12 protein-coding genes are annotated in these 13,341 nt (G+C 41.2%); 5 read left to right on the forward strand and 7 right to left on the reverse strand.

What is annotated here, in order from left to right; genetic code table 11:
- The first annotated feature begins 31 nt into the window (after positions 1 to 31).
- The 3 genes from B2863_RS12665 to B2863_RS12675 all read left to right on the forward strand — a co-directional run bounded on the left by B2863_RS12665 (position 32) and on the right by B2863_RS12675 (position 1,950).
- Entirely contained in the window at positions 32 to 943 is a 912-nt protein-coding gene (locus tag B2863_RS12665) for a hydrolase or metal-binding protein (RefSeq protein WP_296211236.1), read from the forward strand.
- A 167-nt stretch (positions 944 to 1,110) separates the two neighbouring features.
- Positions 1,111 to 1,371 (forward strand): helix-turn-helix transcriptional regulator, encoded by a 261-nt coding sequence (locus B2863_RS12670; protein ID WP_238068678.1) that lies wholly within the window; start codon positions 1,111 to 1,113, stop codon positions 1,369 to 1,371.
- Positions 1,372 to 1,503: 132 nt separating this feature from the next.
- Positions 1,504 to 1,950 (forward strand): hypothetical protein, encoded by a 447-nt coding sequence (locus tag B2863_RS12675; RefSeq protein WP_296211239.1) that lies wholly within the window; start codon positions 1,504 to 1,506, stop codon positions 1,948 to 1,950.
- Positions 1,951 to 2,010: 60 nt separating this feature from the next.
- Here the strand turns inward: B2863_RS12675 and B2863_RS12680 are convergent, their stop codons facing one another.
- From B2863_RS12680 to B2863_RS12695, 4 genes are all read right to left on the reverse strand, one after another.
- Complete coding sequence (locus B2863_RS12680; protein ID WP_296211241.1) at positions 2,011 to 3,663, reverse strand: RNA-binding domain-containing protein; 1,653 nt, start codon at positions 3,661 to 3,663, stop codon at positions 2,011 to 2,013.
- Positions 3,664 to 3,868: 205 nt separating this feature from the next.
- Positions 3,869 to 4,036, reverse strand: a complete 168-nt coding sequence (locus B2863_RS12685; RefSeq protein ID WP_296211243.1) for a hypothetical protein — start codon at positions 4,034 to 4,036, stop codon at positions 3,869 to 3,871.
- Positions 4,037 to 4,186: 150 nt separating this feature from the next.
- On the reverse strand, positions 4,187 to 5,011 hold the full coding sequence (locus B2863_RS12690) for a M48 family metallopeptidase (RefSeq protein WP_296211245.1): 825 nt from the start codon (positions 5,009 to 5,011) through the stop codon (positions 4,187 to 4,189).
- Positions 5,012 to 5,039: 28 nt separating this feature from the next.
- Positions 5,040 to 8,357 (reverse strand): type I restriction endonuclease subunit R, encoded by a 3,318-nt coding sequence (locus tag B2863_RS12695; RefSeq protein WP_296211247.1) that lies wholly within the window; start codon positions 8,355 to 8,357, stop codon positions 5,040 to 5,042.
- Positions 8,358 to 8,677: 320 nt separating this feature from the next.
- Here B2863_RS12695 and B2863_RS12700 point away from each other — a divergent pair, with 320 nt between their 5' ends.
- Entirely contained in the window at positions 8,678 to 8,866 is a 189-nt protein-coding gene (locus tag B2863_RS12700; RefSeq protein ID WP_201549479.1) for a type II toxin-antitoxin system HicA family toxin, read from the forward strand.
- A gap of 122 nt (positions 8,867 to 8,988) precedes the next feature.
- A complete protein-coding gene (locus tag B2863_RS12705; RefSeq protein WP_201549480.1) occupies positions 8,989 to 9,408 on the forward strand; it encodes a type II toxin-antitoxin system HicB family antitoxin in 420 nt (139 codons plus the stop codon).
- Positions 9,409 to 9,512: 104 nt separating this feature from the next.
- On the opposite strand, the gene B2863_RS12710 is transcribed toward B2863_RS12705, so the two are convergent.
- The 3 genes from B2863_RS12710 to B2863_RS12720 form a co-directional block, all read right to left on the reverse strand.
- Entirely contained in the window at positions 9,513 to 10,829 is a 1,317-nt protein-coding gene (locus B2863_RS12710; protein WP_296211252.1) for a restriction endonuclease subunit S, read from the reverse strand.
- On the reverse strand, positions 10,819 to 12,354 hold the full coding sequence (locus tag B2863_RS12715; protein WP_296211254.1) for a type I restriction-modification system subunit M: 1,536 nt from the start codon (positions 12,352 to 12,354) through the stop codon (positions 10,819 to 10,821). The genes B2863_RS12710 and B2863_RS12715 overlap by 11 nt, the downstream gene beginning before the upstream one ends.
- A 262-nt stretch (positions 12,355 to 12,616) precedes the next feature.
- Positions 12,617 to 13,333, reverse strand: coding sequence for a FadR/GntR family transcriptional regulator (locus B2863_RS12720; RefSeq protein WP_193006518.1), 717 nt, complete (start codon positions 13,331 to 13,333; stop codon positions 12,617 to 12,619).
- Positions 13,334 to 13,341: the final 8 nt, after the last annotated feature.

Raw genomic sequence — 13,341 nt, forward strand, 5'->3', positions numbered from 1 at the left:
ACATTCGATTAAACACATAAGGAATACCACCATGATTAAAGGTCTAACAATCACTCCACCAGTTTTAGGTCGTATCAGTATTGGACGTGTCATCGTAAAAGATGGCAAGCGTTTACCTGCCAAAGACGATCAATTTACCATTACCAGTCAAGTTCAAAACAAGGATGGCTGGATCAACCATCCCCTTGATGCAAAGCTACGCGAAAAGAATGACGGTAAGCTCAGACAAATACCGGTACGTATGTTGTTTAATGATCCTGAACTTAACCTTCGTGCTGAGTACACGCTGTTCGATAGACAAACTGGACGGCCACTATGCGTGGGTGATGGCGAACAATGTCAACGTCGAACCAATAATGGGGTTGAATCGCTTCCTTGCCCATCCCCTGATCGCTGTCCACTGGCACAAGGCGGTGCTTGTAAGCCGTATGGCAGACTGTACGCAAATCTGAGTGAAGACGATGAGCTAGGTACGTTTATCTTTCGAACGACTGGCTTTAACAGTATTCGTACCTTGGCAGCACGTTTAAGCTACTTTGCAGCAGTATCAGGTAATAAGCTGTCATGCTTGCCACTGCAACTCACGCTACGTGGCAAAAGCACCACGCAAAGCTATCGCACGCCGATTTACTTTGTGGATTTAACGCTACGTGATGATGTGACACTAAAACAAGCGGTACAAGATGCTGGGGCCATTGATCGGGAGCTGAGCGAGCATGGCTTTGATCAAGCAGCATTAGAAACAGCGGCAAAGCTTGGCTATGTGAACTCATGCTTTGAAATTGATAGTGATGGCTTACTCGATATGGTTGAAGAGTTTTATCCCGTAGAGACAGGTGATGTTAATAGTAATCATCAAGGAGGGTCGCAAAATGGTATGGATTCCTACAATGCCGGTAGTATTGAAAGAAGTCTAAGGGAGAGTGTGACAGCTATAAGTTAAAGAAGCAGTAGGGATAGACGGCACAAGAAAGGAGCTGAATAGTCAGCTGCTTTCTTATTGCACCGTCTAAGTTTAGCTACCGTACTACATGGGATGCCGTAAAAAAATATGGGACTCCGTAACTGTATGAGAAGAAAGATTCTCATTAACTTACAAAGGAGATAATCATGCAATTATTAAATGCGAATACACAACAAAATGCATCAACAGCTAGCACTTTACAGATACCTCGCATGATACCGCTCAAGCAGGTAATGCATTATACAGCGCTTAGCAGTACTACGATTTATGAGATGGTCAATAAAAAATCTGATCGTTACGATCCAACATTCCCTGTTCAAGTAAAGCTATCAAAGGGACGTGTAGCATGGGTAGAAAGCGAAGTGGCTGATTGGATTGAGAGCAAGATGGCTGATCGGATTCACTGATCAAGGATAGAAAATAAGCCGCACTACGCGGCTTATTTTTTTGTCTTCTTTTTAATCCCATATTTTAGTAGCATGCTATATAGAACATAGCTGTAATTATGAGTATAAAACGAGCAGACACGGACTTTTACTATGGATTTAAGACAAGAAATGGCCTTAGATATTGCTGCTGCATTGTCTAAAAGCCACTCAAAAAAAATTACCAAGCAGACTATCAGATATATGCAAAGTTTCGATACTGCTCTAGATATGGGCTATCTCAGAAATTTATGGGATGATGTCTGCTATCAACGTCAAAAAGAACAAGCCCCTTTCTGGAGTTACTATGACGATATGATTCTACAGTCTGTCTCATCAAAGCTTGAAAAGCTCAGTCAGCATGAGATCTATGCTATATGGCTACAAGATCCTAATTTATACTATCAATTAGACGATATAGACATTGGCAAAGAGCATATAGATAAAAGCCCACCTTACTGCGTAGATGATATATCACGATACATCATGAACGAATATATTTACAGAGAGGCAGAGAGCTGGCGGAATGACAGACTTAGACAACTACTAGGTTACTTTTAAAGTATTCTAGGTAGCCAAACCTAGCTAGGTTTAGCTATTCTTAGCTGTTTTTAGCTATTCTTAGCTATTTGGAAGATGCCAAGACCAACCTTCAGAAACGACTAAACCATCACGGCGCATCTTCTGCAATAGATTACGCACCTTATTTTTACGCTGCTTATCATCTAGTACTTGCGGCAACTTATTAGCCAGCATCTTATCAAAGTCAGCTAGTCTACCTCGTTCAAACGTCTTGAGGTACTCTATAATCAAGCTTTGATAATGCATGTCATCTAAGCCGCGCATCTGCATATATTCCGCCTGCTGCTCAGTATGCTTGGCAACATCAGCGGCGATAATATAGCTGTTTTTGCGCCCTTCTATCAATGACTTTTTGCGTAACGTTTCTGCTTCGTTTTCAGTGATCGATTTTCCTTTTTGTACTTTATCAAGCGCTATGATGTCGTTTATCGCGAGATTATCAACTGTCGCTAGCTGCTTGGCATACTCCTGATCAAGCACTTTGCCCGTAAACTTTACGCGTACTCTTTCATGGGTTAAATCATAATCTGGCAAAGGAAAAAAGCGCTTGTACTGAATCTGATACATTTTTTTGATGCCACTACCAATGGTGTCCATCATATTTAGACTAACCATGGCATTAACCAAAAATGGATTACGATAGCTCGCTTCAGGCGCATCTTGTAGCAAGACATTCTCGATGGTCTTAGGAATAAACTCACCACTGTTTTGGAAAATCAGTGTTGAATCTTCTTTTTCAACCACCGTAATACGTCCACCCAGACGATAATCTTGATGACCAACAGCATTACTTAATGCTTCACGGATGATATAGGGATCGTACTGCTGCACTTCTTCAGGAAACAGTGTACCAGCAGTCATGTATCGGTAATTTAAGTTGCGAATTTTGTTATACACCTCATCTAAGGCTAACAAAAACGGCGGTTCAAAATGTTGATAGTCTTTTTCAATATCATCAACTCCCTTTAGAATCCAAGTAATATGCGCTTGCGCTGGGCTTAAAAAATATGTGGATTCATAACGTCCTAATAAAATAATGGCTGTGTTGGTAATCTGACCACGAATGGTGATTTTGGCTTTATTCAAAAAGGTGATGTCATCCCATTCTTGAATATCTTCAGCCAAACGTTTGTTTTTATCAGCAAAGACTTGTCTGGCAACAGTAATGGCTTTAGGATCAAGGTCGTCAAGCGTTGCCTCATGGCAAATCTCGGCACTCCAGTCATCCGCTCGATTTTGCCACAGCTTACGGCTTTGATCAGGATAATGCTTAAGTGGTTTTGTGAAGCTACCAATACGAATATAAGGCTCATGTAAAAAGCTAATGGGCATATCTGTGGCTGCTGGAATTTCGAACAGCACCACCGCTTTACCATCAATCTGTAACTCATGAATTGTGAAATGAATTTTAGGACTTAAACGGCTAACCAGCCAATGCTCTAGGTCTTCGTTGCCTTTGGCTTTTTTTGTCTTTGGGCTAAAGCTTGTACCAACGATATTATGCGTGCCATCCTCTACGCCAAACACTAAATAGCCAAACTTCTTGCCAGACAAACAAGCACCATTGGCAAGCGCAGATATACGCTTACCAATCTCATCAGAGCTATGAAAGTTATGCTTAAACTCAAGCCACTCTTGTTCGGTGGGCTGTTGAGTTAGACTTAGGATAAGGCTTTGATAGTGATCGGGCATAGTAAGATACTATATCTAGTTAAAGAAAGGGTGTATTGCGTCTATTTGAGCGGTATGATCTACTTATTTAGTTTAAACTAATTTGTCCATTTTCCAAATAGTCATTTATAAAACTGAATATAAAAAGTCTCAAACATAGCTGGAATGACCCATACAAAAAAACCTCACTTACAAGTGAGGTTTTAAATAACTACCTGCAAGACCATTATTTTTTTGTGTCACTACTACTGAATGTACCAAGTGGCCTACCTTTTGGGAAGTCTTGATCTGTCAAACCTTGCTTACCCATTTCTTGAATCTCATCATTTTCTTTTTGTTGATCAGCATCATTTAGTTCTTCAGCATGATCGTTACCATATGGGTTACCCATCATACTTTCCTTACATTCATTAAGTAAGAAAATAGTATCGAACGATTAATTCATTCTTTCAAGTAAATTTTCAATATTTTGTCTGGGCATGTAGATCATTATGCACTTCAATACTTTTCCAAAATAACATATTAAATTATCTAGCTCTAAACTTCACTCATTCAAATAAAGCTCAGCCATCTCATCAAGCCTAGCTTTCACCTCTTTCCAGTTTGGCATTACCTGCGTTAATAAGCGCCAAAAGTGCTCACTATGATTATGCTCAGCAATATGACAGAGCTCATGGAGTATCACGTAATCGATGCATTCCTTTGGTGCTTTAACCAAATGCGGATTAAGTATTAGATTACCTTTAGTAGAGCAACTTCCCCACTGCTTTTTCATGTTCATTAATTTTATTGAAGGACTATTTTTAACCCATGAAGCCTTATATATCAAGGCTTCAAGCCTCTCTCTAGAGATCGACCTAAATTTATTTCTATACCATTCATCAATAAGACGTTTAACTAAGACAGCTCGTTCTTCAGCGTCCAACTCAGAATCACTTTGAGACAACTCTACGTTTAATTTACCGCGACTAAGCCTCACCCTGCTATGTATCTCATCGGCAGTTTCTGTACTGGTTATCACTTTTAGTACGTAACGACGACCCAGATAAAATTGGGTTTCGCCGCTGACATAGCGCTTGGGTAATACATGATCTTGTTGCTTGGCAAAGTCTTGTAGGCTTTGCCATATCCAGCGAGCACGTTTCATAAGTGCATCATAAATCAACTCATCGGTAGCATCGACAGGTGCGGTGGCAACCACACGCTGATCAGGGTGTACTTTGATAACCACTTTTCGAGGCTTGGTCTTTTTAGCAATCAGCTTGTCGCTTTCAGGTTTCTTTATCTTCTCTTTATAAGTTACTTCTTTACGCACGACTTCATAGTCAATCTTATATTGACCATAATAAAATACGCCATTCTCAGTCATTACCTACTACCCTCTTGCTGCTCTTAGGCTACTTGTCTCTTGAAAGTCCAAGACGGGTAATCTTTAGCACTTCCTCGATGAGCTGTTGCGCTTTGTCGATACCCAAATCCATAAATAACATCGGTAGCAATTTGACACTAATAGCATTTTCGATCTCTGCTGGGTTAATAGAATACTCAGCAACTGCTGTCTTAACGATACTATCAATCTCAAAGGCGTAAGCGACCAGCTTGTCATTATCTAGCTCTTTATCCGCTAAGAAATCAATATCAAATAAGTGTTTAAACAAACCAAAGTACGCCTGAGCATGTTTGTTCAATTTACCACTATCATCGATAAACGCATTCGGTACATCAGCGACATCGCGGTCTTTGACAGCTTGCTCAAAATCAGCAAACATCATGTACTGCTTCACTGGCGCATCGAACATGGCCTTAGCATCCGCAATCGCTTGCTTGAGCAATTTAGAAAAATACTCTTGGGCATAAGGATCATCAGCAAGATCTTGCTCAATCATCTTGGTGACACGACCAGTGATTTTATCGGTTTGGTTACGCGCTTCATCATCGCTTAATTCTTCAGGCTTAACATCCTTACCTAGGTTACCAACCAAGTAAGCACCTTTTGCCTCACGAACTTCAAGCCCTGCGATATGCTTATCGAGTAAGCTACGAATATCTGCTTCATACTCATCATAATCGACGGTTTCATCAGCATCTTCGCGTACTTGCTTACGTAGATTGATAAAGGCTTTTAGATCGGCTTTGTAGCGATCACGTTTACTATCGAATGATTTGTCTTCAAAGAAAGACGCTGATTGCAACGCAATTTTCATAGCATTAGAAAACGTAGTTAAAGCAGCATAGAAGTCATCACGTTCTTTAAGCTTAGTATCAACTACTCTGCCATCGACTTCTTGCATCTTAGGCGCTAGCACTTGTCTTAACGCTTGACCGTCTTGTTTGTTTTTTACCGATGAAAAGATAACCCACAGCTCATTATGTAGCCTTGGTAGCTGTTTGTACTCAGTGTCCATGCTGTTATACATGCCTTTGAGGTCTTCAATATCAAAACCACCTTGCGTACGATCGGCAAGATCCTGATACTTCTCAATGGTGATATCCAGCTCTTTTAAAATGCCGCGATAATCAATCAGATAACCAAAGCGTTTCTTCTCATGTAAGCGGTTAACTCGAGCAATTGCCTGAATGAGATTGTGCTGCTTTAATGGTTTATCGATATACAGCACGGTGTTCTTGGGCTCATCGAAGCCCGTTAATAGCTTATCAACGACGATCATAATGTCAGGGCCATCGTCCTGACTAAAGGCTTCTATGATGGCTTTGGTATAGACTTTTTCGTCACCGCCATACTCTTTGGCGACATTGGCTTGCCACCAGCTCTGGACAATGTCTTTTGATTCGCCATCGACAGTATCATGACCCTCACGAGTATCAGGTGATGACATGGCAACCACTGATGTCACTTTGCCAATCTTGTCTAACGCCATCTTATAACGGATAGCAGAGGCTTTAGAGTCACAGGCCAGTTGACCTTTAAGGTGCTGCTGTTTAAAGTTTTGGAAGTGATCAGAGATGTCATGAGCGATCAGCTCAATACGACCTTCAACCTGATAGATTTGACCTTTTTGTGAGAACTTACGCTTGAGATCAGTCTTTTGATCATCGGTAAGCTTTTGAGTAATACGGTCAAACCAAGCATCGATGGCTTGGTCATTGGTATTCAGCTCAGGGATACGCTCTTCGTATAAGAGTGGGGTGACGGTTTTGTCTTTTACCGCTTGCTGCATGGTGTAGGAGTGAATGATGCTACCGAATTTATTCTCAGTCTTATCATCTTTTAGCAATGGCGTACCCGTAAAGGCGATAAAGGCAGCATTTGGCAGGGCTTGTGCCATGCGAATATTGTTCTCACCGTTTTGGCTACGGTGACCTTCATCGACCATGACGATGATATTGGGGCTGTCGTTATAGCACTCATCATATTTAACGGCTGAACCAAACTTATTAATAATGGAGAAGATAACACGTTCATTACCATGACCGATTTGCTGCGCGAGACGGCGACCAGAAGTTGCCATCGCATCCGTTTTGTCGCGATCACTAAGCACACCACCAGAAGCAAAGGTTTTACTAAGCTGAGTTTCAAGATCAACACGGTCGGTGACGACAATAACACGGCACTTCGCGAGCTCCTCTAACCAAATAAGCGCCTTAGAGAAAAACACCATCGTAAAAGACTTGCCGCTACCTGTGGTATGCCAAATGACACCACCTTGCCGACTACCCGACTTACCATCAGAGCCGTCAAAAGTGCTGATACGCTCAATCAATGCTTTGATGCCAAAGACTTGCTGATAACGGGCAACAATTTTGCCCGCCTTTTTGTCAAACAAGGTAAACATGCGCGTCATCTCAAGTAGACGCTGTGGCTGCAAAAGGCTGATGATTAAGCGGTCTTGGTCGGTAACGACTAAATCACCACCATCAACTAATGACTGATATTCCTCTTTGATAGAGGCAGAACGATGGCTAAACAAATTCTCAATCTGCTCATCGCTGAGCGTTTGGTTTTTTATACGGGCAAACTCAGGCTCAGAGATTTCTTCTTCGACCCATTTCGCCCAAAATTTCCTATGTGTACCGCAAGTAGCATACAGACCGTCATTACCGTTAACCGCTAGCAATAATTGGCTATAGGCAAATAGATGTGGGATTTCTTTTTGATGTTGGTTGCGAATATGCTGTGAGACTGCTTGGGCATTGGTAGATTGCCACTCTCTACTAGAGTCAGGGCGTTTGGCTTCGATCACTGCCAGCGGTAGACCATTCACAAAGCAGACGATATCAGGTCTACGACTGTTCGTACCTTCACTATTGAGTACTACCAGCTCTTCGGTAACGTGAAAGCTATTATTATCAATGTTATTCCAATCTATCAGAGCGATGGTTTGCGAAGTTTTCTTACCATCGATGAACTCAGTCACGGTCACGCCATAAAGCATAGCGTTATATAGTGCTTCGTTTGCTGCCTGTAAGCCTAGATTCATCGCTGGATTTAGCACATGCATGATCTTATCAAGGGCGCTGTCTGATAGAGGATGTAGCTTGCCCTCAAACATAAAAGTTTGCTTGGCTAAAAACGTACGCATAATCGGCAATAGCACCACTTGGTCAGTGGCCTTATTTGAGGCAGTCTTTGAGCGCATGGTAATGCATTGGTTGGGCGGAATAAACTCATAGCCTAATGTTGTCAGCAAGGTTAAGGCAGGAATTTTTGAGCTGAATTCTTCGGCGAAGTTGATGCTGAGGTTTAAATCGGTCATGTCTGCCGCCTTATACATAGCGTTTGTTTGGTTTTATCGATTGTAGCCCAAATCGCTACTAAAGACGCCTTAAAAAAGACAACAAAAAACCGCCAAGGTTGCGCGTGATTCAAAGGGCACTAAGCGTGGCGGTTATGTTGGACATAAAAATCCTGCTGGTCATTAGCTACAATCAGAACATAATTACACTTAAAAAAGCTAAAGAATCCAAAAATCATCCGTGTGTATTATTACACACATAATCATTGCCAAATCAGTATTTGTGTGTAATAATACACACAAGTCAAGTTGGCTTATTGAGTTAATTTCTCGGAGGACTTATGAAAAGTTCGACACTCATTAAACTACTTGAGGAAGATGGTTGGAAAGTTATTAGGAAAAAGGGTACAAGTCATCATATTTTAAAGAAGGAGGGCATTGATAAAATAATTTCAATTAGTCACCCTGAAAAAGATGTGTCTCGACTCCAATTGACTAAAGCTAGACGGATTTCCGGCTTGAAACTTTGAGCGTTTACCAATCTCCATTTGGAGGTTGGTTTTTCTCAAATTCCAAAGGAGTAATTATCTATAAGTGTAGATAGAAAATTTTAATTCAAATTAAGGAAGTTAACTAAAAGAGAGGTGTTAATATGCTTCATTATCCTATTGCCATCTTTAAAGATGAAGATATGGAAAACTATGCAGCTATTGTGCCAGATGTCGATGGCTGTTTCCCGCTTGGAGATACCATAGCAAAGACTATTGAAGATGCTGAAGATTTAATTTTCGAGCATATCGAATTCATGATAGAAGAAGGTATGAGTTTTGATTTCAATACAAGTGAGATTGAAAGTTTAAAAAACGAACCAGACTATAGTGATGCCTTGGCTTGGGCAATAATTAGTATTGATGATACTAAGCTTTCCACTAAGCAAGTGCGCTTTAATGTAAGCTGGCCTGATTATTTATTAAGAAAAGTGGATGACTATGCAGAAAAAAATCATGAAACACGTTCAGGGTTATTGGCTAAAGCAATTCAGAAAGAAATAAACACAACGTTAACAACGTAATCATGAAATAATATAGTGAATGAAAACATTTCTAGTGTTACTTAAAACCTCACCTAATATCAATTAGTTGAGGTTTTTACATAAAAATAGTTCATGAATAAATTCTATATACTTCTATCAACCACCACCCGCTTCTTACCCGTCAACAACACCTGCATCAGCGCCTTTTTCTCTTGCTGCAAATCAGCCAATTGCTGCTCAAGCAACTCAATCTCTTTATCGGCATTGGTTAACACGGTGGCGATTTTTTGTTGTTCTGGAATAGATGGAATGGGTACTTTTAATGATTTTATAATCTTGATAGTTAACTGAGGCTGTGCGGAACCAAATGTCAATGAATCAACTTGTCTCGTAAACAGTGATGAGTTTGTCAATGCGTAAAAGAAGTTACTTTCTAATTCAGAGTTATTACAACCTAAAGTAACCATTCCAGAGTTTACTCTAAGAAAGTCATATTGGACTGAGTCATCGTAATAGGCAGTTTGTCCAACTGTACCTCTTGTTGTTAGTACAACGTCACCTCTATTAACAATGCCTTTCCCTAGCTTTTCATACTTTTCCTTTGAAATGAACTGAGTTTCCTCGAATAAAAACCCTTTCTTAGTCACATTTTTAGCACTTAAGAAAAGATAGTCACCTTTGTCATAGAATTCAGAAGAATTAGGATATTCCTTTCCACGATCACCGTCAGTGACAGTCATACCAGCATCGATTAAAGTTCTTTCTTCCCACTCACCCTCAAACCGTTCACCCGACTCATCAAGCAAACGTTTTTTACCCGTCAGAAGTTGCTGCATTAAGGCTTTTTTCTGCTGGGTACTATTGTCAATTAATCGCTCAGTGGTACTAATCGCCTTATCCCAAGTAGATAGAATTTTAGCGATTTTTTGTTGTTCTGGGAGAGGTGGCGTTGGCACAGGTAATTCTTTGCAAAGCTGTATAGTTAGATTCTGTTGCCCAGATGTCTTTTTAGATCTAGATTGCAACCACTGTTGGGCTAAATCACTACTTAGAAAATTTAAGAAATAATTTTTATTAACTTTCGACGATACGGTTCTATAAATAACTATAGCTTGGTTCATATTGTATTCATCAAAATCTCGACCTAACATCGCAATTTTACCAAGCGGAGGACCTACGATATTCATAAGAATATCGCCAGGGTAAGCAATTGATCGAGCTAGGGAGCCATTATGTGCTTCTTGAGTTACGAAGATCATATCTGACGAGGTATCTAATTCGCCATTAAAACCTAGATTATTTACCCTCAAAAAAGGTATCTTAGAATCACTAACAATTTCAGTTTTTGGCGGTGTAGTACCTTTTGTTATTTTACTTGTTAATTCATCAGCAGTTTTTACTAGCCAGTCTGAAGGGCAATTACCTAGTCCTGTTATAGTTTGAAATTCCTTAGGCACCATAACCCAACTCCTTTAAAAACCCTACCATCCCAGTCTCTAAACTCTCTAACTCAGCCTTTAACTCAAGACGCTCAGTACGCACCGCGTCCAAATCAATCTCCGCCTCTTCCTCAAACGTATCGACATAGCGTGGAATGTTGAGGTTAAAGTCGTTTTCCTTAATCTCATCAAAGCTCGCTAGATACGCGTATTTATCAGCGCTTTCCCGCGCCTTATAAGTCTCAATGATCTTAGCAATATTGTCTTCAGTCAGCTGGTTTTGGTTCTTACCTGATTTAAACTCATTGCTGGCATCGATAAATAACACTGTGTCATCAGTTTTGTTCTTCTTAAACAGCAAAATAGCCGCTGGAATCCCCGTCCCAAAGAACAGCTTTTCTGGTAAACCAATCACCGTGTCGAGCAGGTTTTCTTCGATGAGCTGCTGACGGATTTTACCTTCACTGGATGCACGGAATAGCACGCCATGCGGCACGACCACACCCATACGACCAGTCGTAGGCTTTAGCGTTTCGATCATATGACTGATAAAGGCATAGTCGCCCTTGGTCTTGGGCGGTACACCACGATGGAAGCGACCATAGGGATCGCTACTGGCATCTTCATGACCCCATTTATCCAGTGAAAACGGCGGATTGGCCGTCACCACATCGAACTGTAATAAGTGCTTGCCATCTTTATCGAGTAGCAGCGGATTACGGATGGTATCGCCCCACTCGATACGGTGGTTGTCCTCACCATGTAGGAACATATTCATCTTGGCCAGTGCCCATGTCGAGCCAATGGCTTCTTGACCGTATAGCGCATACTTTTTAGAGTTTGAGTTTTTGCGTACCATCGCCCCGCACTTGATGAGTAGCGACCCTGAACCACAAGCCGGATCACATATCTCATCACCTTCGACAGGCTCAAGGATAGTCGCTAGCAAGTTAGACACTTCAGGCGGTGTGTAGAACTCACCAGCCGTCGCCCCACTACTGGCGGCAAAATGCTTGATTAAGTACTCATACGCATTACCAATCACGTCCAAACTACCGACACGCTCAGCGGAGAGGTTCAGAATATCTTTGCCAAAATCTTCTAACAGATGGCGTAATAGCTCGTTCTTTTGCTTTTCTTGACCTAATTTATCTGTATTAAAGCTAATATCTTGGAAGACGTTTTTGAGCTTAGTACCGTTGGCTTCTTCAATGGCATGTAGCGCCTCATCGATGCGCTGACCATTACCCGGCTGATGGCGCTGCTCGTACAAGTCCCAAAAGCTTGCGCCTTCAGGCAACACAAAACGCTGCTTGGACATCATGGCATGTATCAGTTCGGGGTTGTCGCCGAACTGTTCGACCAGCTTGTTGTACTCATCGCGATAGACGTCAGACAAGTACTTTAGGAATAGCATAGTTAAGATAAAGTCTTTATAGGTATCGGCACTGATGACTCCGCGAAAAGTATCGCAGGCGTTCCAGACGGCTTTGTTGATATCGTCTTGATTGATTTTGCTAATATTATTAGTGGTACTGGCAGGCATTTATTATTCCTTAACGCGCTGGAAAATTATGAATAGTTATAGTGAGGTAATGATAGCAGGGTCTGAGGTGTCATTGTTTTGAAATCAGTTCAGGAAGGTTATATAGCGAACGAAGGATTTCAAATAGCAAGCAGAAAGTTGGTTATATTACTATTATAGATACTCAATGATGAGAACAGAAGGCTGTATACCTATACAGAAATAAAAGTATGTAGATGGATTTTACTTGATAGGTATCTTATCGCTCAGTGAATACTGAAGATTACTTTTTGATTAAGGTATAGGCCACGTTGGTATCATCCAATTGCACTAAAGAAGCAAGTCTTGCTGATAGAGGATCTTTACTCTCGATTGCCGTTAAGATAGCTTTGTGTCTTGGTAATGAATGCGTTTGTAAGTTAGGTCTTAGGCTGGTCAACTGAATAGATTGCTGTAGAGGTAATACCAGCATTCTCGACATATAAGCAAGTAGGTCATTATGCGTGGCCTTTGCAATGGCAAGATGGAAATCTATGTCAGGTTGCATAAATTCTTCCGCACTCGTAGCCTTCTCCATGCCATCGTACGCTTTTTTGATCTGTGCAATATCGTCATCGGTTGCGGTACTAGCAGCGATATAGGCCATTTCAGGCTCTAAAACACGTCGAACGGTCGACAGGGTTTTAAAAAAATCATTTTCTGGTGTGGACTGAATCAACCAAAAAAGCACATCTGGATCGAGTAAGTGCCATTCATCCTTTGGCCGTACGACCGTACCGACTTTTGGACGTGAGTACGTCAGGCCCTTAGAGTTCAGTACCCGTATAGCTTCACGAGAGACAGGACGACTGACCTGAAACTCCTCACACAACTCAGCTGAGGAAGGTAATTTTTCATTTTCAGGAAATTCGCCAGAAATAATTTTTAGACCTAATTGTTGAACCATTAATGCATGTTGGCTTTTGCTTGGGACAGGGTTCTTGTAGTCGGCAGTGCTCATATCTTATC

The sequence above is a fragment of the Psychrobacter sp. UBA3480 genome (assembly GCF_002377945.1).
In the GTDB taxonomy this organism is placed as follows: domain Bacteria; phylum Pseudomonadota; class Gammaproteobacteria; order Pseudomonadales; family Moraxellaceae; genus Psychrobacter.